The 19,322-nt window shown below is 68.5% G+C and carries 17 protein-coding genes and 1 pseudogene; 9 read left to right on the top strand and 9 right to left on the bottom strand.

From position 1 onward, the window contains the following. Positions 1–21: 21 nt before the first annotated feature. On the bottom strand, positions 22–2,382 hold the full coding sequence (locus VA613_RS10740; protein ID WP_324779010.1) for a Tex family protein: 2,361 nt from the start codon (positions 2,380–2,382) through the stop codon (positions 22–24). A 195-nt stretch (positions 2,383–2,577) separates the two neighbouring features. Between VA613_RS10740 and VA613_RS10735 the strand changes: the two genes are divergently transcribed. Then, positions 2,578–3,243, top strand: coding sequence for a ferredoxin reductase domain-containing protein (locus VA613_RS10735; RefSeq protein ID WP_324779009.1), 666 nt, complete (start codon positions 2,578–2,580; stop codon positions 3,241–3,243). Here the strand turns inward: VA613_RS10735 and VA613_RS10730 are convergent. After that, positions 3,185–3,520: pseudogene (locus VA613_RS10730) on the bottom strand (nitroreductase family protein); the annotation flags it as partial. The gene VA613_RS10735 and the pseudogene VA613_RS10730 sit on opposite strands and share 59 nt — an antisense overlap. A 93-nt stretch (positions 3,521–3,613) precedes the next feature. Next, positions 3,614–4,840 carry an EAL and HDOD domain-containing protein gene (locus tag VA613_RS10725; protein ID WP_324779008.1) on the bottom strand — a complete coding sequence of 409 codons (1,227 nt, stop codon included), beginning with the start codon at positions 4,838–4,840 and terminating at the stop codon, positions 3,614–3,616. Positions 4,841–5,005: 165 nt separating this feature from the next. Between VA613_RS10725 and VA613_RS10720 the strand changes: the two genes are divergently transcribed. Together VA613_RS10720 and VA613_RS10715 are read left to right on the top strand one after the other, a co-directional pair. After that, positions 5,006–6,043: an aldo/keto reductase gene (locus VA613_RS10720; RefSeq protein WP_324779007.1), complete on the top strand. Its 1,038-nt coding sequence runs from the start codon at positions 5,006–5,008 to the stop codon at positions 6,041–6,043. A gap of 143 nt (positions 6,044–6,186) precedes the next feature. Continuing rightward, positions 6,187–7,119: a flagellar brake protein gene (locus VA613_RS10715; protein ID WP_324779006.1), complete on the top strand. Its 933-nt coding sequence runs from the start codon at positions 6,187–6,189 to the stop codon at positions 7,117–7,119. 13 nt (positions 7,120–7,132) lie between these two features. Here the strand turns inward: VA613_RS10715 and VA613_RS10710 are convergent, their stop codons facing one another. Beyond that, positions 7,133–7,426 (bottom strand): hypothetical protein, encoded by a 294-nt coding sequence (locus tag VA613_RS10710; RefSeq protein WP_324779005.1) that lies wholly within the window; start codon positions 7,424–7,426, stop codon positions 7,133–7,135. 226 nt (positions 7,427–7,652) lie between these two features. Between VA613_RS10710 and VA613_RS10705 the strand changes: the two genes are divergently transcribed. The 4 genes from VA613_RS10705 (at position 7,653) to VA613_RS10690 (ending at position 11,539) form a co-directional block, all read left to right on the top strand. Then, the gene (locus VA613_RS10705) at positions 7,653–8,159 is read left to right on the top strand and encodes a Spy/CpxP family protein refolding chaperone (RefSeq protein WP_324779004.1); all 507 of its coding nucleotides are present in this window, start codon (positions 7,653–7,655) and stop codon (positions 8,157–8,159) included. A 120-nt stretch (positions 8,160–8,279) separates the two neighbouring features. Further along, entirely contained in the window at positions 8,280–8,804 is a 525-nt protein-coding gene (locus VA613_RS10700; protein WP_324779003.1) for a DsrE family protein, read from the top strand. 150 nt (positions 8,805–8,954) lie between these two features. Further along, a complete protein-coding gene (locus tag VA613_RS10695) occupies positions 8,955–10,823 on the top strand; it encodes a DUF3857 domain-containing transglutaminase family protein (RefSeq protein ID WP_324779002.1) in 1,869 nt (622 codons plus the stop codon). 14 nt (positions 10,824–10,837) lie between these two features. After that, the gene (locus tag VA613_RS10690; protein ID WP_324779001.1) at positions 10,838–11,539 is read left to right on the top strand and encodes a DUF2238 domain-containing protein; all 702 of its coding nucleotides are present in this window, start codon (positions 10,838–10,840) and stop codon (positions 11,537–11,539) included. 4 nt (positions 11,540–11,543) lie between these two features. Here the strand turns inward: VA613_RS10690 and VA613_RS10685 are convergent, their stop codons facing one another. Next, positions 11,544–11,873, bottom strand: a complete 330-nt coding sequence (locus VA613_RS10685; protein ID WP_324779000.1) for a hypothetical protein — start codon at positions 11,871–11,873, stop codon at positions 11,544–11,546. Beyond that, complete coding sequence (locus tag VA613_RS10680) at positions 11,870–12,199, bottom strand: hypothetical protein (RefSeq protein ID WP_324778999.1); 330 nt, start codon at positions 12,197–12,199, stop codon at positions 11,870–11,872. The genes VA613_RS10685 and VA613_RS10680 overlap by 4 nt, the downstream gene beginning before the upstream one ends. 12 nt (positions 12,200–12,211) lie before the next feature. Here VA613_RS10680 and VA613_RS10675 point away from each other — a divergent pair, with 12 nt between their 5' ends. Then, complete coding sequence (locus VA613_RS10675) at positions 12,212–12,673, top strand: DUF3465 domain-containing protein (protein WP_324778998.1); 462 nt, start codon at positions 12,212–12,214, stop codon at positions 12,671–12,673. A gap of 27 nt (positions 12,674–12,700) precedes the next feature. Here VA613_RS10675 and VA613_RS10670 read toward each other — a convergent pair whose 3' ends face one another. Genes VA613_RS10670 through VA613_RS10660 form a run of 3 tightly spaced genes read right to left on the bottom strand, consistent with a single transcriptional unit; the run spans position 12,701 to position 16,819 of the window. Continuing rightward, complete coding sequence (locus VA613_RS10670) at positions 12,701–14,044, bottom strand: hypothetical protein (protein ID WP_324778997.1); 1,344 nt, start codon at positions 14,042–14,044, stop codon at positions 12,701–12,703. A gap of 16 nt (positions 14,045–14,060) precedes the next feature. Next, positions 14,061–14,522, bottom strand: coding sequence for a cyanophycin metabolism-associated DUF1854 family protein (locus VA613_RS10665; RefSeq protein ID WP_324778996.1), 462 nt, complete (start codon positions 14,520–14,522; stop codon positions 14,061–14,063). Beyond that, positions 14,519–16,819: a cyanophycin metabolism-associated ABC transporter gene (locus VA613_RS10660; protein WP_324778995.1), complete on the bottom strand. Its 2,301-nt coding sequence runs from the start codon at positions 16,817–16,819 to the stop codon at positions 14,519–14,521. Before VA613_RS10660 ends, VA613_RS10665 begins: the two co-directional genes overlap by 4 nt. Before the next feature lie 271 nt (positions 16,820–17,090). Here VA613_RS10660 and VA613_RS10655 point away from each other — a divergent pair, with 271 nt between their 5' ends. Next, the gene (locus VA613_RS10655) at positions 17,091–19,277 is read left to right on the top strand and encodes a cyanophycin synthetase (RefSeq protein WP_324778994.1); all 2,187 of its coding nucleotides are present in this window, start codon (positions 17,091–17,093) and stop codon (positions 19,275–19,277) included. Positions 19,278–19,322 lie beyond the last annotated feature (45 nt).

Below are 19,322 nucleotides of genomic sequence, written 5' to 3'. Positions count from 1 at the left end.
GCGGCGTCCTGCACCGCTGCTTCACCCCTTCAATTTCGCAAATGCGGCAGCCATCGCACCGTCCATCACGCGGGCCGGCGCACGATTTCGTTTGCCATCGGCTGCCTTGCCCTGGCCGCGCGTGTCCCGCGGCGCGAGTTCGCCCGCCTGAGGCTTCCTGCTTGCCTGCGCGGCACTGTCGGCGAGCCGCATCGTCAGCGCGATGCGCTTCCGCTTCTCGTCCACTTCCAGCACTTTCACCTTCACGACCTGCCCGGCCTTGACGACGCTGTGGGGGTCTTTCACGAATTTGTCCGACAGCGCGGAAATGTGGACCAGCCCGTCCTGGTGCACGCCGATGTCGACGAAGGCGCCGAACGCCGCGACGTTGGTGACGACCCCTTCGAGGATCATGTCGGGCCTGAGGTCGGCGAGCGTCTCGATGCCTTCCCTGAAGCTCGCCGTGGTGAACTCGGGGCGCGGATCGCGGCCCGGCTTGTCGAGCTCGCCGAGGATGTCGGTGACGGTCGGCAGGCCGAAGCGTTCGTCGGTGTATTTCGCCGGCTTGAGCGATTTCAGCAGCGCGCCGTTGCCGATCACCGATTTCAGGTCCTGCCGGATGTCGGCGAGGATGCGCTCGACCAGCGGGTACGACTCCGGGTGGACGGCGGAGGCGTCGAGCGGGTTGTCGCCGTCCATGATGCGCAGGAAGCCCGCCGCCTGCTCGAAGGTCTTGTCGCCCAGGCGCGGCACGTCGCGCAGCTGCGCGCGGCTGGTGAAGCGGCCCTTGGCGTCGCGCAGCGAAACGATGGCCTGCGCGACGCTGCTGCTCAAGCCCGAGACGCGCGCGAGCAACGGCACCGACGCCGTGTTGACGTCGACGCCGACCGCGTTCACGCAGTCCTCGACGACGGCGTCGAGCGAGCGCGCCAGCTGGAATTCGCTGACGTCGTGCTGGTACTGCCCGACGCCGATCGACTTCGGGTCGATCTTCACCAGCTCGGCGAGCGGGTCCTGCAGGCGGCGCGCGATCGACACGGCGCCGCGCAGCGAGACGTCGAGCTCGGGCAGCTCGCGGGAGGCGAACTCGGACGCCGAATACACCGAGGCGCCGGCCTCGGAAACGACGATGCTGGTGAGTTTCAGTTCCGGGCGCTGCCTGATGAGCTCGCGCGCGAGCTTGTCGGTTTCGCGCGAGGCGGTGCCGTTGCCGATCGCGATCAGCGACACGCCGTGCTTCTCGGCGAGCTTCGCCAGCGTGTGGAGCGAACCGTCCCAGTCGTTCCTCGGCTGGTGCGGGTAGACCGTGGCGGTATCGACGACCTTGCCGGTCTCGTCGACCACGGCGACCTTGACGCCGGTACGGATGCCGGGGTCGAGTCCCATCGTCACGCGCGGCCCGGCGGGGGCGGCGAGCAGCAGGTCCTTGAGGTTGCGCGCGAATACCTGGATCGCTTCGGTCTCGGCGCGCGTGCGCAAGGCGCCCATCAGCTCGGTCTCCAGGTGCATCGACACCTTGACGCGCCAGGTCCAGCGCACGGTGTCCATCAGCCAGCGGTCGGCCGGACGCCCCTGGTCCTGGATGCCGAAGCGGGCGGCGATGCGGTTCTCACAGGGGTTGTGCGGCGCGCTCCAGCCCGGCTTCTCCTCTTCGCTGTCGAGGCGCAGGCGCACGTCGAGCATCTCCTCGCGGCGGCCGCGGAAGACCGCCAGCGCGCGGTGCGACGGCACCGTGTTGATCGACTCCGCATAGTCGAAGTAGTCGGCGTACTTCTCGGCCGCCGTTTCTTTCCCTTCGATCACCTTCGACTGCACGACGCCGTGCTCCTGCACATACTCGCGCAGCGCCTGCAGGAGGCCCGCATCCTCGGCGAAGCGTTCGGTGAGGATCTGGCGCGCGCCGTCGAGCGCGGCCTTGGCGTCGGGGACGCCGGGGTTGTCGCCGTCGGCTGTGGTGAAGGGCCCGCACAGGTACGTCGCCGCCTCCGCTTCGGGGCTCAGCGTGGGGTCGGCGAGCAGCGCGTCGGCCAGCGGCTCGAGGCCGGCTTCCAGCGCGATCTGCGCCTTGGTGCGGCGCTTCGGCTTGTAGGGCAGATAGAGGTCTTCGAGCTGGGCCTTGTCGGGGGCGAGCGAGATCGCCTGCAGCAGTTCCGGCGTCATCTTGTTCTGCTCGGTGATCGATTCGATGATCGCGGTGCGGCGCGCCTCCAGTTCGCGCAGGTAGCGCAGGCGCTCCTCCAGCAGGCGCAGCTGGACGTCGTCAAGCCCGCCGGTCGCTTCCTTGCGGTAGCGGGCGATGAAGGGCACGGTCGCGCCCTCGTCCAGCAGCGCGACGGCGGCGGCGATCTGGGCGGGCTTGGCCGCGAGCTCGGCGGCGAGGCGGTGTTCGATGGAAGGCAGCATGGTTGTTTCTCGAGGCAGCCGCGGGGGCACGGTCGTCCGGTGCAAGGCAAAGGACCGGATTATGCCAAGCCGGCGCAGGGAATGGACGCCAGCCGCTCGCGGAGGGCGCCAAACCCGCGCGGATACTGAGTCTTTTTTTGCTGCGGCCGTCCGGACGTCTAAGCTGGAAGCTGCCGTCCAGCGGAGATTCAAGTCATGAACCACAACGTCAACCTGCTCATGAGTCAGTTCGTCACCCACGACGTGAAGCGCTTCATCGTCAGCAAGCCGCCGGGGTTTGCCGCCGTGCCGGGGCAGGGCGTCGAGCTGGCGATCGATCGCCCCGGCCTCGCCAAGCAGGGCCGGCCGTTCACGCCGACCGGGCTGGCCGACGACCGCGTGCTGGAGTTCACGATCAAGGGCTACGCGGACCACGCCGGCGTCACCCAGGCGCTGCACGCGCTGGAGCCCGGCGCGAAGCTGCTGATGTCGGAACCGTTCGGCACCATCCGCTACGAGGGTCCCGGCGTGTTCATCGCCGGGGGTGCCGGCATCACGCCCTTCCTGGCGATCCTGCGCGACCTTGCGCGGCGAAGGGAGCTCGCGAAGCAGACGCTGATCTTCTCCAGCAAGTCGCCGCGCGACGTGATCTGCGAGAAGGAGCTGCGCCATCTGCTGGGGGAGCGCTGCCTGTTGCTGTCCACCGGCGTCGCGGCGCCGGGATACGTGCATCGCCGGGTCGACCGGGCCTTCCTCGAAGAGACGGTCGGCGACTTCGACCAGCGCTTCTACGTGTGCGGGCCGCCCCCGTTCATGGACGCGGTCAACGGCGCGCTGACGCAGCTCGGGGCGCGTTCCGAAAGCCTCGTGTTCGAGCGCTGACAGGGCGCCGGGCGAATCCCCAGATCCTGCGCACCACATCCAGCGCCTGCCGCGTCTTCGCCGGCTGCCGGTTGGCGCGGTAGCCGAACGCGACCATCACGGCGAGGCCGAAGCGGCCGCCTTCCCGCAGGCCGGCCTCGTTCCGCACGGCCTCCGCATTGTCGTGGCTGAAGCCCTCGATCGGGCAGGGGCCGATGCCGATCATCGCGGCGGCGGTCATCATGTTGGCCGGCGCGATGCAGGCCTGGTGGCAGCGCCAGTCGAACACGGCGCGCGCCCATGCGGCGCGGCGGGATGGCGGGGGACGTGAGTTTGATGCGCGCGGCGCCGAGCCGGAAAATCCCGCCGGGCAGGCGCCCGCGGACGAACCCTACGCGCCGGCCTCGTGGGCCATTTCCTCGGCCCAGGCCAGCGCCTGCAGCTGGGCGAGGTTGACTTCCTCGGGGCTGCAGCCGATCGCGCGGGCGTGGCAGGCGATCGCTTCGAAGTCGCGGTGCTCGGAGGCCTCGGTCAGCGCGAGGAAGGGCGAGTAGGGGCCGTCGCGCTCGAGCAGGGCCTGCACGACCGGCTGCGGCATCGGCAGCAGATCGAGCACGCGGGCGAGGGCAACTTCCATCAGCGGTTCGGCAAGCGAGAACAGTCCCGTCATGAAGAGCTCGTCCTGCGCCGCGCGGTCGACGCGGTTCCGGCCCAGCAGCTCGCACAGGCGACCGCGTGCGACGGCGGTGCGGGCGAGGACCGCGTTGCCGGGTGCGGGGTTGGCCGTGACGAGCAGCAGGGCGAGCCAGCGGTAGAGTGTGTTGAGGCCGGTCAGGGCGAGCGCCTGCCGCACCGTGTGGACGGGCTGGCCAAGCCCGGCATGGGCGGAATTGGCGAAGCGCAGCACGCGCAGGGTAAGCGCGGCGTTGCGGCGCAGCGGTTCCTCGATCTCGCCGAGATCCTCGCTCCTGCGCACGGTGTCCATCAGCTCGAGCACGGCCAGCTGGCCCGGCTGGATGGGCTTGTTGGCGAGGTTCTCGGGGCGCGCGAAGTAATAGCCCTGGAAGTATTCGATGCCGCAGCGGCGGCAGAGCTCGAACATCTCGCGCGTCTCGACCTTCTCGGCGATGAAGTGGCCGCTGAATTGGCGCTGCAGGTGGGCGATGATCTCGACGGTCTTCTCGGGATGCTGCTCGAGCACGTCGAGCTTCACGAAGTCGACCAGGGGCAGCAGCGGGCGGTACTCGTCGAGGCAGACGAAATCGTCCAGCGCGAAGCGGTAGCCCAGCTGCCGGAGTTCCTGGATGCGGGCGACCAGGACCGGGGTCACCTGCACCGTCTCGAGGATTTCGTAGACGACGCGGCTGGGCGGCAGCAGGGTGACGAAGTCGCTCATCAGCGTGGCTTCGTCGAGATTGATGAAGGCGAGCTTGCCTTGCAGCAGCCAGTCGGGGCCGAGGCAGAGCGTGTTGCCGATCACCTCGACGCCCGCCTGCAGCGGGCTCGAGATCTGCGCCGAGACGGACGCCATCGACTGCCGGAACAGGAGTTCGTAGGCGAGCAGTCGGTGCTTCGCGTCGACGATGGGCTGCCGCGCGAGAAAGGTTTCCTTGCCCATCGGGGTCCTCGGAAGGGTTGTTCGTATTGTCCGGTCCGGCCGCCGCGCATCGCGTGAACCGATGGCGTTCGCGGGGGTCGGACAGCGTGGCCCGGAGGCGTCGATGACGCCTGCCCGGCTAGAGTGTTATCGATGCGCAAACCTGAAACTTGAGGGCAATCTGCAATGAAGCGAGCCGTGCTTGGAAACAGCGACCTGTCCGTCACCGCGATCGGCCTCGGCACCATGACCTTCGGCGAGCAGAACAGCGAGGCCGAGGCGCATTCACAGCTCGACTACGCGCGGGATGCGGGCATCGACTTTTTCGACACCGCCGAGATGTATCCCGTTCCGGCGCGGGCCGAGACGACCGGCCTGACCGAACGCTACGTCGGCAGCTGGCTGAAGCGCCAGGCACGTGACCGCATCGTCGTCGCGACCAAGGTGACCGGCCCCGGGCGCACGCTCGACTGGATCCGCGAGGGCCGGCTCGACTTCGATCGCGCGAACCTCGCGCGTGCGCTCGAGGGGTCGCTGCGGCGCCTTCAGACCGACTACGTCGACCTCTACCAGCTGCACTGGCCGGACCGCAACGTGCCGGTCTTCGGCGGCGTCCACTTCGATCCGTCGCGCGAGCGCGAGACGGTGCCGCTGCAGGAGACCCTGGCGGCGCTGGGGGATTTCATCCGCGCCGGCAAGGTGCGCCACTGGGGGCTGTCCAACGAGACGCCGTGGGGCGTGATGACGGTGCTGCGCCTGGCCGACGCGCTGGGGGTGCCGCGCCCGGTGTCGGTGCAGAACGCCTACAGCCTGCTCAACCGCAGCTGGGAGGGCGGCCTCTCCGAGATCGGCTACCGCGAAAACCTCAGCCTGCTCGCGTATTCGCCGCTCGGCTTTGGGCTGCTGTCGGGGAAATACCTGCGCGATCCTCAGGCCGCCGGGCGGGTCACGCAGTTTCCTGGCTTCGCGGCGCGCTACGGCAAGCCGAACACGGCCGCCGCCGTCGCCGCCTACGCCGAGCTGGCACGGCGCCACGGGCTCAGTCCCGTGGCCCTCGCCCTCGGATTCGTCTACGCGCGCTGGTGCGTGGCGAGCACCCTCATCGGCGCCACCTCGCTGGCGCAGCTGAGGGAGAACCTGGATGCAGCCCGCGTCGCGCTGACCGAGGAGGTGCTGGCGGAGGTCGAACGCATCCATCTGCGATATCCCAATCCGGCACCCTGAGGTGCCGCACCGCCCGGAGCAGGAATTTCTGCGCCTGCGCCCTACAAATCCGATCAAATCAGCCGTTAAGCAAGGAGAACACCAAAACGGCCATCGCACGGCCGAACAACGGAGAACGACGACACCATCGCGGTGCGATGCCCATGAGCAATCCGCACAACATCATTCCCGTGCACGCGTCCGAGATCGCGGTCGGGCGGCCCTTGTCGTGGGCCGTCTACGACGCGAGCGGCACGCTGATGCTCAATGAGGGCGTGGCCCCGGCCAGCCAGGGACAGATCGATTCCATGGTCGCGCGCGGCCTGTTCCGCCGGGGCGGCGCAGACGCCCGGCGGACCGACTCCGGTTCGGGCGTCGTGATTCCGCCGGGCGGCCTGGGGCCGAGCGAGGACGACGGCAAGTCGCGGCTGCCGGGCGATCCCGTTCCCTTCGACGATCTCGCGATGCAGCCGGGCGAGATCCTGCAGCTGCACCCGGCCCTCGAGGTCGTGGCGGACGACCGGCCCGCCGTGCTGATCGGCTACCTGAAGAACCGCGCCATCGTCGTCGCGACCCCGCTGGTTTCCGGCAAGCCGATGCTGGTCAAGGACGGTACGCTGTTCAACGCCAAGACGTTCTCCGGCACGAGCCTGTACAGCTTCCGCACGCGCGTGCTCGTGTCGCACATCCAGCCGATGCCGCATCTGCACCTGGAATATCCCAAGCTCGTGTACGCGACGAAGATCCGCAAGGCGCTGCGCGCGCCGGTCGACCTGCCTGCCACGCTGCAGGACCCGGAAAGCGGTCGCGCGGTCGACGTCGTCATCAAGGACCTGAGCGTGGGCGGCGCCAAGCTCGTGCTGCCGGCTCCCATGGCCTGCCGGCCGAACGCCCATTTCGTCGTCGGCTTCAGCATCCGGATGGGCGACGACCTCGTCGAGGAGATCGCCGCCGATGCGGTGATGCGCTGCGCCGAGTCGCGCACCGAGAAGGGCAAGCCGGTTCACAGCATGGGGCTGCAGTTCAGGGAACTGCCCAAGTCGGCCAACCTCGCGATCATGGCGCTGGTCTACCGCATGCAGCTGCGCCGCGGCTGAGTCGCGCGGCCGGTCAGTTGCGGCGGTCGTGGTCGCGATCGCGATAGCGGATCTCCCGCGGGTAGCGGTCGTGCGGCAGATCTCGCCATGGACCCGCGCGGTCGCGCGCGTAGCTCCAGCGGTGATCGCGTTCGTGGTAGTAATAGTAGAAGCCGTCGTGGAAGTAGTAGGGCTCGACGCCGAGCTCCACTACCAGCGGCAGCGCGGGCGCCACTACGTAACCGGGGCCGTGCGCGGGGGTGACGACGCACCCCGAAAGCAGCGCGGCGAGAAGCGTGGCGATCGACAGCGGGCGTTTCGGGCTCATGGCTCTCTCCTGGTCGGATAGCGGAACGCGGAGCGGCACGGGCGACCCGCGCGATCCGCCTCGCTTCTTTTATAGGCGCTCCGCCCGCGCGTCCGCTCGCCCGATACAAATGGTTACATTTCTCCCCGGACCGGAAATCCGGCAGTTACGTGGCCTGCCGAGAATGCCTTACATGCCGTGCCGGCTGGTACGACAGTTCCCCCGCATATCCCGATAGGAGATCGCCATGAAATCGAATCCCAGCACCCTTGCGAAGCGCGCGGCGGCCGTCGGCCTGCTTGCCGTCGGCGGCATTCTGGCAGCGTCGGCCTACGCCGTGTCGGCGGAGCGCGGCGGCGACACGCCGCGCTGCGAAGCGCGGCATGGGCCCGACGCCCGCACCGCATGGACGGCCAAGCGAAGCGCCCGTCTCGCTGCGCTGAAGGAGAAGCTCAAGCTTGCACCCGGGCAGGAAGCGGCGTGGAATGCGTACGTCGCATCGACGCAGCCGGCCACGCACCACCACGCCGTCGACCGCCAGGCGATGCGCGGGCAATGGGAAAAGCTGAGCACGCCGGAACGGCTCGATCGCATGCAGGCGATGGCGGATCGCCGCCGCGCGCAGCTGGCGGAACGCGCGGCGGCGACCCGGGCCTTCTATGCGCAGCTGAATGCGGAGCAGCAGCACGTGTTCGACGCGGAAACGCTGCACCTGCGCGCACGTGACCATCGCTTCGGCCACCAGATGTCCTGAGCATCCGGGTCCTGCCCGATCGATCGGCATCGCGAGGTGGGCGGGAAACCGCCCACTTTTTTTGCGCCGGCATGCGATCATCGAAAATGAGCCATCGATCATCGCAACCGGAGGAACGTCATGAATGTCATCCGCATCGCCTGCGCGGCGCTGTGCCTGTTCGGGCTGGCGGGCGCTGCGTCCGCGCAGGAGCTTGAACCCTCGTTGTCGACCCGCACGCTGGTGACGGTCGACCCGCATGCGCACTACAAGGTCGTGTACGACATCCATTCGGCCGACGTCGCGGCGGGCATCAGCAAGGGGCTGTTCTACGCACGCGGGCTGATCGAGGCATATCGCAAGCAGGGCGTCGCGCCGAAGCAGCTCGACATCCATCTCGTGATGCACGGCGAGGCGGCGCAGTACCTGCTCATCGACAGCACCTACCGCGACGTCGTCGACGATCCCTTCGCGGTCAACCTGAACGCGAAGATCGTGCAGGATCTGCTGGGGCTCGGCGTGAGCGTCGAGATCTGCCACAGCGTCATGAAATCGAAGGGCTGGACCGCCGACGACGTGCTGCCGGGCGTGACCATCGTGCACGACGGCTACACGCGCCTGGTCAAGCTGCAGAACGACGGCTACGCGTATATCGGCGGGTTCTGAGCCTGCCAGCGAGCATGGTGATATCGGCGGCGCCCCGCTGGTCGCTGCGGGACTTGCCATGACGCCTACAGGCGCGCAGGTGCATTCTGGCATACTTCGCGCACTGCGCTTGCGCAGCCCACCATCCATACAACAAGAGAGGGGGAGGAGATGCTGAAACGATCCGTGTTCGTGTGCGCGGCCTTGCTGGCCGCCAGTTTCCGCGCAGGGGCGGCCGCCAGCGGCGAACCCGAGCTGGACAGCCGCATCACCCACTATTACGCCGATTACCATCTCAACGCTGACGCGTCCCATGTGGAAACGCATGACTGGACGACGAAGGTGCTGCAGACTCGCGCGATCGAAGGCGCCAAGAGCCAGCGCATTTCCTACAGCGCCGGCATTCAGAAAGTCGAGATTCTTCACGCCTACACGCTGAAGGCGAACGGACGAAGGATCGAGGTGCCGAAAACGAATTATCAGCTCGAAGCGAACAGCGGCCGCGACAAGGACGCACCGGTTTTTTCTGACATCGCGACGCTCACGGTCGTGTTTCCGGAGGTGGGCGTGGGCGACTCGGTCGCGCTTGCTTACCGCCTGACCCAACTCCAGCCCATGTTCCCAGGGCAGTTCTCCGTGATGAACGCGTTCCCCAGGCAGCTTGCTTACGATGACGTCCAGGTCACGATCGACGCACCCGTCTCGCTGTGGGCACAGTACGAGGCGCGCCAGATGGCGGAGCACCGTAGCGAGAAGGATGGGCGTCTGAGGCTGCAATGGTCGTATTCGAACAAGCACGCTGCGCGCAGCACGCGCCAGGACTGGTCCGTGTATGACGTCGAGCAGGAGCCGGGCTTCGCCTATTCGACGTTCCGGTCATACGCGGAGATCGCTGCGGCCTACGGGACGCGGGCGCGCCCGAAGGCCGTCGTCAGCGATCGGGTGCAGAAGCTTGCCGACGAGATTGCACGGGGACACGAGACGCCCCGCGAAGAGGCGAGGGCGCTGTACGACTGGGTGGCGACGAACATTTCCTATGCCGGCAACTGCATCGGCGTCGGCGCTGTGGTGCCGCACGATCTCACGTTCATCCTCGACAATCGGATGGGCGACTGCAAGGATCACGCGACCTTGCTGCAGGCGCTGCTTGCCGCAAGGGGGATCGAGAGCACGCAGGCCCTCGTCAATGCGGGTGCGCTCTATCGCCTGCCCAAGATTCCGGTCGTGGCGAGCGTCAATCATGTGATCAATTACCTGCCGGTGCTCGACATGTTTGCGGATGCCACGTCGCCGAGCACACCCTTCGGCATGCTTCCCGCGTCGGACATCGGCAAGCAGGCACTGCTGGTGGACCATTTCAGGGAGGGCTTGCGCACGCCTGTTCCGCCGGTCGGAAGCAACCGGCAAACCATGAAGACCACGGTCCGGATCGATGCTGACGGCAAGGCCACGGGGAAAATCGACGTGAGCCTGAGCGGGATGTTTGCCGCCAGCACGCGTGCTGCACTGCGCGAGATGCCCAAGGATCGTTTGGATGAGGTCGTCGAAGGAGTGTTCCGCAACATGGGCTACATCGGCAGTGGCAAGGCCCGCCTCGACGACCCCAAGGCGTTGCTCGACAGCTACCACTACCAGGTCGATTTCGCGCTGAAGGATCTGGTGCAGCTGCCGGGCCCCGGTGCGTTCCGCATATTTCCGCTTTTCAGCACCGAGGCCCCCGTCCAGTTCTACCTGGCGGCGGCGACCGCACCGGAGGATACGGTCGATACGGTTTGCTGGAGCGGTATCTCGGTCGAGGAATATGCCTACGAACTGCCGGAGAACATGCGGATCCTGTCGATTCCGGACGACATGCAGCTTGAAAACGATTTTCTGGCGTACCGGGCCGAGTACCGCCTGAAGGGGCAGACGCTGACGGTGAAGCGGACCTTTGAAGACCGCACCCCCGGCAACATCTGCCCGCCGCAGATGTCGGCAGCCTACAAGCGCTTCGCGATTCAGGCCGCGAAGAACGTCAAGGCACAGGTGCTGTACCAATAGGCAAGGTGCGCTGCATGACGCGTTACCACGCCTTCCTGCTGCTGCTGTTCATCGCAGTCTGGACCTGGGCGGCGATTTCGCCGCTGTTCCCGCACGACTGGCTGCTGGAAAACTACCTGGTCTTCATCTTCGTGCCGCTGATCCTGCTGAGCGGACGCTATTTCCGCTTGTCCAATCTGTCCTACACGTTGCTGACAACGTTCATGCTGATGCACGTGGTGGGCTCCCATTACACCTACGCCGCGGTTCCGTTCGGCTACACCCTGCAGCACTGGTTCGGCGCCGCGCGCAACCTGTACGACCGGCTGGTGCACTTCAGCTTCGGCCTTCTGCTGGCGTATCCGCTGCGCGAGATGTTCATGCGCGTGGCGAAGGTGCGGGGCGTGTGGGCGTACTGGTTTCCGTTCGAGCTCGTGGTGGCCTTCTCGGGCGCCTACGAGATCATCGAATGGCTGGTGGCGTCCCGCGTCGACCCGGCGGCGGGCCTGGCGTTCCTGGGGGCGCAGGGCGATGTGTGGGACGCGCAGAAGGACATGGCGCTGGCGACGGTCGGCGCGGCCATCAGCCTTGTCGTCGTCGCGCTGATCAACTGGCGCTGGGATCCGGCGTTCGGCAGCGAACTGCGCGCCAGTCTCAGGATCGAGCCCGACGACGAGCCGCTCGGCGAGCAGGCCTTGCGGGCAATGCTCGCAAAGCGGCGCGTACGGAAGGAATAGCGGCTCAGCGCTTGCCCTTGCCGTGCAGGCTGCCCGCCGCAGCCGCATCGGCTGCGGCGCCACCCGCCGCGGCGCCTTGCGCGTTCATGCGCTCGGCGGCACGGTCGGCGCCCCGGGTCGATCCATCCTGCCACTGGGCATTGCCGTTTGCACTGCCGGTGGTGCTCATGTGGGCGTCGGCCGCGCCGCCCGCCTGGGCGCCCGCGCCGACGTCGGCGTTGACGCCGATACCCGCGCCTGCCGCCAGGGCGGTGCCGGCGACAACGGCGCTCGCGGCGCCGGCCGTGATCAGGGACAGCAGCTTGCGGGAAATCGAAGGCATGTTTTGCTTCATGGAAATGCTCCTTGGGTTGAGTTCGAGGATTGAAAGTCCGGCATGCGCATCGCATGCCACCCCACGTACAGCACAGGCTGTGCCATGTCTGAATTGCTCTTTGTTATCAATAGGTTGACCTCTTTGCAGCCGGTGTCGAGTCGGACGTCGGCGTCGCCGGGCGGCGACAGCATGCGACCGGTCTTGCGCAATCCTTTGAAAAATCGGCGATTTCCCTGTCCGGAGCCGGCGACGGTACGGCGGTGCCTGCGTCCGGCCGCGCCCTGGGCTTTTTTTTGTGGCAGGATGCCGCGCTGTCCGCACGGCGCGGACGCCCCGATGATCAACCCGGACCGGCCATGAACAGATTCCTGCTGCTGGCGGCGCTGGCGGCGGCGGCCTATTTCGCCTGGGCGCCAGGCGCTGGCACGCTGCCACGCTCCGAACCCACGCCCGTCACGCCCGGCCCGTCCACCTCCGCAGCCGAGGGCGACGCCGTTCTCGACAGGGCGTTCACGCAACGCCTGAGCCGGGTTCAGGTGGCGGGCGAGGGAACGGTGGCGAGGATGCTGCGCGACGACCGCGACGGCAGCCGGCACCAGCGCTTCATCCTGCGGCTCGCTTCCGGGCGCACCGTACTGGTGGCGCACAACATCGACCTCGCGCCGCGCCTCGATGCCTTGCGTGTCGGCGACACGGTCGCGTTCTACGGCGAATACGAATGGAACCCGAAGGGCGGCGTGATCCACTGGACCCATCGCGATCCGCATGGCCGCCATCCCGATGGCTGGCTCCGGCACGATGGCCGGGTCTACCAGTAGCGCCCGCCGTCGGCCGGCCGGGTCGTCTCAGGGGCGGCGGACGCCGAGCGCGTCGAGCCAGCCCGCGAGTTGGGCTTCGACCTCGACGACCTGCGCGGCCGGCGTCGCATGGCGGAGCTCGTCGGCGATCGAGTGGGCGGCCGCCGCGTGGTGGGTCGGCATCAGCAGCGGCAGGCCGAGGCACGCTGCGAGCTTCAGGCGGGCCTGCGCGCGGACGCGATCCCGGATCTGGCGCCACAGGGCCGCGACCCGTGGCTCGGGCAGGCGGATGTCGGCGGTGCCGGGGCGGACGCAGCGCGGATACTCGCGCGAGGTGTCGATGCAGCCCCCTTCCGCGTAGACGCCCTTCGGATCGCGCAGCCGCAGCATGCGTTCGAGGATGCGCTCGCGTTCCACCGGATCGTTCTGCGTGGCGCGCACGCGTGCCTCGACGACGGTCTCGTCCATCTGCATTTCGCCGCTGGCGTCGACATAGGCGCCGTCGCGCCAGTGGTAGATCTCGAGGCATTTCGCCGCGAGGGTGAAAGGCTGGTCGCGCTTCCAGAAATTGGTGAAGAGACCGCGGCCCAGATAGAACACCCACGAGCCCTCGTAGCCGGTGACGTCGGCCGAGCGCGCGTCCGGATTGCGGAACCACAGGCGGTCGCCGGGCACGTAGTACTTCGGCGGCAGCGGCGACTCCATCGAGCCGTATTCGTGCAGGAAGACGTCGTGGAACTGCCCCGACATGATGGGGCGCGCTTCCCATTGACGCTGCAGGCGCGCCAGCAGCTCGGCGTTGACGGCCGCCAGCTCCTGCGCGATGGCGAGCAGGATCACGTACTCGGTCGCGCGATAGCACGAGAAGGCGTAGAGCTGACCCGACACCTCGGGCTGGGTCGCCTTGACCAGGCCCTCGGTCAGCGAGCGTCCCGGCAGGATCGTGAAGCCCTTGCCTTCGACGTAGGTCCAGTAGTCCGCCGGGCGCTCGGCCTCGGTGGTGTGGAAGTCGAGCGCGGTGCGCCGCGCCGCCTGCACGATGTTGCGGCGGATGTGGACGGCCGAGCGCGCCTCGTCGACGCTGGGGAATTCGAACGCGACCGGCCCGAGCAGCATCGCGGCGAGGATTTCGCGGTCGAGGTCGGCGGTGCTGCCCTCGGGATCGAGTCCCATGCGTTCGCACAGTCCGGTGGTGTCGAAGTCCGGCGCCCAGGCGCGCGCGGCGTCTGCTTGCAGCCGGAAGCGCACCGCGAGGCCTTCTTCAGAAACCTCCACCTGACGATCGAGGCCCGCTGCGGCGAGCCAGGCGAGGCCGTCGCGGCACGCGGCGGCAAGGGCGGCAGGGTTGTCGGCGCGGATCAGGATGCCGCCGGCAGCGGGGGGGAGCGTCATGGTGGTCTCTCGGGAATTACATGAAACGGTCGAGCAGGCGGCGGCTGGTCTTGTCGAGCCGCGTGAGGTCGCGGACCAGGTACTGGACGCCGTGGCTGTCGCCGATCAGCAGAGTCGTGGCGCCGAGGCGGCGGATGTCTTCTTCGCCCTTGAGGACGAAGCGGGTGTCGCCGCGGTCGGTCTCGACCTCCCAGGTGCTGGGCAGCGCGAAGGTCGAGACCTGCCGCAGGCGGCGGATCTCGGGAATGAATTCGCGGCTGGCGAGTTCCTCCTCGACCAGCCGGCGCGTCGCATCGGGCAGGTTGGCGAGGCGCTCGATCCAGGCCAGCTCGTGGCCGTCTCCGCCGACCAGCGCGATGCCTTCGTCCGGCGCGGCGATGGGGAAGGCGCGCACCGGGACGACGGCATGCACGCCGCCGTCGGCGGTGGTCAGCTGCAGGCGTCCATGCGCATCGCGGGTGAGCTCGATCGGGGTCATGGCGCTTCGCTCTTCACGGGGGGCCGGGCTTCGGTGCCGGCGACGGGCTGCTCGTCGAGGTCGGTGTCGACGTTGCGCGCCTGCGCCTGGTAGAGCCGGTAGTAGTGGCCTTCGCGCGCCATCAGGTCGTCGTGGTTGCCGACCTCGACGATGCGGCCGCGGTCCATCACGACCAGCCGGTCGGCGCGTCGCAGCGTCGACAGGCGGTGCGCGATCGCGATCGTGGTGCGGCCGCGCACGAGGTTGTCGAGCGCCTTCTGGATTTCCTTCTCGGTCTCGGTGTCGACCGACGAGGTGGCCTCGTCGAGGATCAGGATGCGTGGGTCGATCAGCAGCGCACGCGCGATCGAGATGCGCTGGCGCTCGCCGCCCGAGAGGCCCTGGCCGCGTTCGCCGACCAGCGAGTCGTAGCCCTGCGGCAGGCGCAGGATGAATTCGTGGGCATGCGCCGCGCGCGCGGCGGCGACGATCTCGGCGCGGCCGGCACCGGGCCTGCCGTAGGCGATGTTCTCGGCAATGGTGCCGAAAAACAGGAAAGGCTCCTGCAGCACGAGGCCGATGTTGCGCCGGTAGTCCGCAACCGGCAGCGAGCGGATGTCGACGCCGTCGACGCGGATCGCGCCTTCGCTGACGTCGTAGAAGCGGCAGATCAGGTTGACCAGCGTGCTCTTGCCCGAGCCGCTGTGGCCGACCAGGCCGATCATCTCGCCGGGCCGGATGGCGAGGTCGAGGCCGCGGATCACGCCGCGGTTGCCGTAGCGGAAGGACGCGTCGCGGATCTCGATGCCACCCTCGATCCGGGGCAGGTGCACCGGCCGGGCCGGCTCGGGCACGCTGGAGACGTGGTCGAGGATGTCGAAGATGCGCTTGGCGCCGGCGGCCGCCTTCTGCGTCACCGACACGATGCGGCTCATCGAGTCGAGCCGCGTGTAGAAGCGGCTGATGTAGGCGAGGAAGGCGGTCAGCACGCCGACCGTGATCTCGTCGTGCGCGACCTGCCAGATGCCGAAGGCCCAGACCACCAGCAGGCCGATCTCGGTCAGCAGCGAGACGGTGGGCGAGAACAGTGACCAGGTCCTGTTGAGACGGTCGTTGACCGCGAGGTTGTGGCGGTTGGCCTCGCGGAAGCGCTGCGCCTCGCGCGCTTCCTGCGCGAAGGCCTTGACGACGCGGATGCCGGGAATGGTGTCGGCGAGCACGTTGGTGACTTCGGACCAGACACGGTCGATCTTCTCGAAGCCGGTGCGCAGGCGGTCGCGCACGACGTGGATCATCCAGGCGATGAAGGGCAGCGGCAGCAGGGTGACGAGCGCCAGGGCCGGGTTGATCGAGAACAGGATCGCCGCCGTCATCGCGATCATCAGCACGTCGGTGGCGAAGTCGAGCAGGTGCAGCGACAGGAAGACGTTGATGCGGTCGGTCTCGGAGCCGATGCGCGCCATCAGGTCGCCGGTGCGCTTGCCGCCGAAGTATTCGAGCGAGAGCTGCAGCAGGTGCTCGTAGGTCGTGGTGCGGAGGTCGGCGCCGATGCGCTCGCTCACCAGCGCGAGGATGTAGGTGCGCGCCCAGCCGAGGCCCCACGCGACCACGGCTGACGCAAGCAGGCCGGCGAGCAGCAGCGCCACCAGCCCGGTGTCGATCGGATGGCCCTGCCCGTAGGGAATCAGCACCTCGTCCATCAGCGGGATGGTCAGGTAGGGCGGCACCAGCGTGGCGCCGGTGGACGCCAGCGTCAGCACGAAGCCCGCCAGCAGCGGATGCTTGTAGGGGCGGGCAAACCGCCACAGGCGGAGCAGCGTCCAGGTCGACGGCGCCTCGCGCAGTTCGCGGCTGCAGACCGGGCATTCCTCCTGCTCGGGTTCCAGCGGCGCGCCGCAGGTCGGGCAGGCGAGCTCCTCGCGCGGCGCGGTGGGCGTACCTGCCAGGTGCGCGGCGAGCTGTTCCGCGAAGCGGTCGTGCAGCCGCACGGCCGAGACGTTGTGGGCGAGGGTGAAGCGCCACGCGGCGAGGCGCGCGCGGGCGTCGTGCAGTTCCAGCGTGCCGACGCCGCCATGGTCGCGATGCTGCAGGGCGAGGCCCGCTTCGAGCGGCCACGCCTCCCAGCCTTCGCGTCCCGGCGTCCGCGCCAGCAGCCGCCCGGACGTCAGCACCACCAGCCCGGCGGCAAAGGCCAAGCGCGGGTCGAGGTCGAGCTCCAGCGTCGCCAGGACCTGTTCGCCCGGTTCCAGCTGCGGGCCGAGCGCGGCTCGCCAGGCGTCGGGCACGTTCGCGGAGGGGCCGGGTTGTGGAGTGGGCATGGGGGTCATGAGTTATGGGGTGCTCCCGGATCGGCCTTGACGGCACGGGCCCGAGCAAGCGTTTTGGCCATGGGCGGGGCATTTCGAGGCAATTCCGATGCCGCTGGCCGCCACGCCGAGGCGGCGTTTATTGTATGCTGTGCGGTGTGGTTTCGTGTAACGCGATCTTCACAAAGGGAGAGGATCCATTGCCAAGACAATGCCCCGAACCGCAATCCATAAATAGACTAGATTGACCTCTATCTCTCCGTAAGGCCCTGCCGCCAGCGACATGAGCAGCCACACCATCAAATTTCTGCGCGTCACCTATCTGGGCGGGCCGAACATCTGGACCTACCGGCCGGTCCTCGAAGCCTGGGTCGACATCGGCGACCTCGAGGACGCCCCTTCCAACACCCTTCCCGGCCTCTACGAGCGCCTGACCGCCTGGCTTCCCGGCCTCGTCGAGCATCGCTGCGGCGTCGGCGAGCGCGGCGGCTTCCTGCAGCGGCTGCGCGAGGGCACCTGGGCGGCGCACATCCTCGAACATCTGGCGATCGAACTGCAGAACCTCGCCGGCATGAAGGTCGGCTTCGGCAAGGCGCGCGAAGCCGGCGAGCGGGGCGTCTACAAGGTGGCGGTACGCACCCGCCACGAAGCGGTCGGGCGCGCCTGCCTGCTGGCGGCGCGCGATCTGCTGCTGGCTGCGATCGACGACCTCCCCTTCGACGTCGCCGGCACCATCGAACGACTGCGCGAACTGGCCGACCGGCGCTGCCTCGGTCCGAGCACGGCCTGCATCGTCGATGGCGCCGCCGAACGCCACATTCCGTCCATCCGCCTGACCGAGGGCAATCTCGTCCAGCTCGGCTACGGCGCGCGGCAGCGCCGCATCTGGACCGCGGAGACCGATCTCACGGGCGCGATCGCCGAGGGCATCGCGGGCGACAAGGACCTCACCAAGCGGCTGCTGGCGTCGTGCGGCGTGCCGGTGCCGGAGGGCCGCGTGGTCGAAAGCCCGGAGGACGCGTGGGAGGCGGCGCAGGACATCGGGCTGCCGGTGGCGGTCAAGCCGGTCGACGGCAACCATGGTCGCGGCGTCTCGCTCGACCTCACCACGCGCGAGGATGTCGAGGAAGCCTACCGGCTGGCGCTGCCGGAGGGCAGCGAGGTCATTGTCGAGCGCTACGTGCCGGGTAACGAGCATCGCCTGCTGGTGGTCGGTTCGCGCGTCGTCGCGGCCGCACGCGGCGAGGCCGTGTGGGTCACCGGCGACGGGCGCTCGACCGTGGTCGAGCTGATCGACAGCCAGCTCAATACCGATCCCCGTCGCGGCGAGGCCGAAGACTATCCGCTCAACCGCATCTCGCTCGACGAAGAACCGGCGATCGGCCTCGAACTGGCGCGCCAGGGCTTCGCGCCGGATGGCGTCCCGGCTGCCGGGCAGCGCGTGCTGGTCCAGCGCAACGGCAACGTCGCGTTCGACGTCACCGACCGGCTGCATCCGAGCGTGGCCGAAACGGCGACGCGTGCCGCGCGGGTCGTGGGGCTCGACATCGCCGGCATCGACCTGGTCGCCGCGGATATCGCCCGTCCGCTCGACGAGCAGGGCGGTGCCATCGTCGAGGTCAACGCCGGGCCGGGGCTGCTGATGCATCTCAAGCCCGCGGCCGGGACGCCCCGCCCGGTGGGCCAGGCCATCGCCGACCACCTGTTTCCCCATGGCGAGACCGGCCGCATTCCGCTCGTCGGCATCAGCGGTTCGGACGGGACGACCGCCATCGCGCATCTGGTCAGCCAGCTGATCACCTGCACCGGCAAGCGCACCGGGCTTGCCAGCCGCGACGGCCTCTACGTCGGCCAGCGGCTGGTCCGCGCGGGCAACTGCGCGGACTGGCGAACGGGCCAGCAGCTTCTGATGAATCGCGGGCTGGACGCGGCGGTGTTCGAGCACGATGCGCGCGCCATCCTCGCCGAGGGCTACGCCTACGATCGCTGCCTGGTCGGCGTGGTGACCGATATGCGGATGGAGGCGTCGCTCGCCGAGTACTACATCCGCGAACCCGGGCAGATGCACACCGTGATGCGCACCCAGGTCGACGTCGTGCTGCCCGACGGCGCGGCCGTGCTGCATGCGGCGGACCCGGCCGTGGCCGAGCTTGCCGAACTGTGCGACGGCGCCGTCGTGTTCTACGCGCTGGAGCCGGACCTGCCCGTGATTGCCGCGCACCGGGCGCGCGGGGGCTCGGCGGTGATCCTGCGCGACGGCCGCTTCGTGGTCGCGGCCGGCGACAGCGAAACGCCGGTCTTCGACCTGGCGGCGTTGCCGGCGCGAACCGGCGAACCGCCGCTGCAGCCGCTGCACGTGCTGGCGGCCCTGGGCGTGGCACGGGCCCTGGGCATCCCGCTCGAACTGATCCGCGCCGGCGTCGAAACCTGCGTGTCACGGCCGGTCACGGCGCTCGCGGTCCCTCACTAAGGAACACCACGCGGCGGCGCGACGGTGCCGCCGAAGACCCCACAG

Source organism: Thiobacillus sp. SCUT-2 (genome assembly GCF_035621355.1).
Classification (GTDB): Bacteria; Pseudomonadota; Gammaproteobacteria; order Burkholderiales; family Thiobacillaceae; genus Thiobacillus; species Thiobacillus sedimenti.
This window is presented reverse-complemented; position numbering and strand designations above follow the sequence as displayed.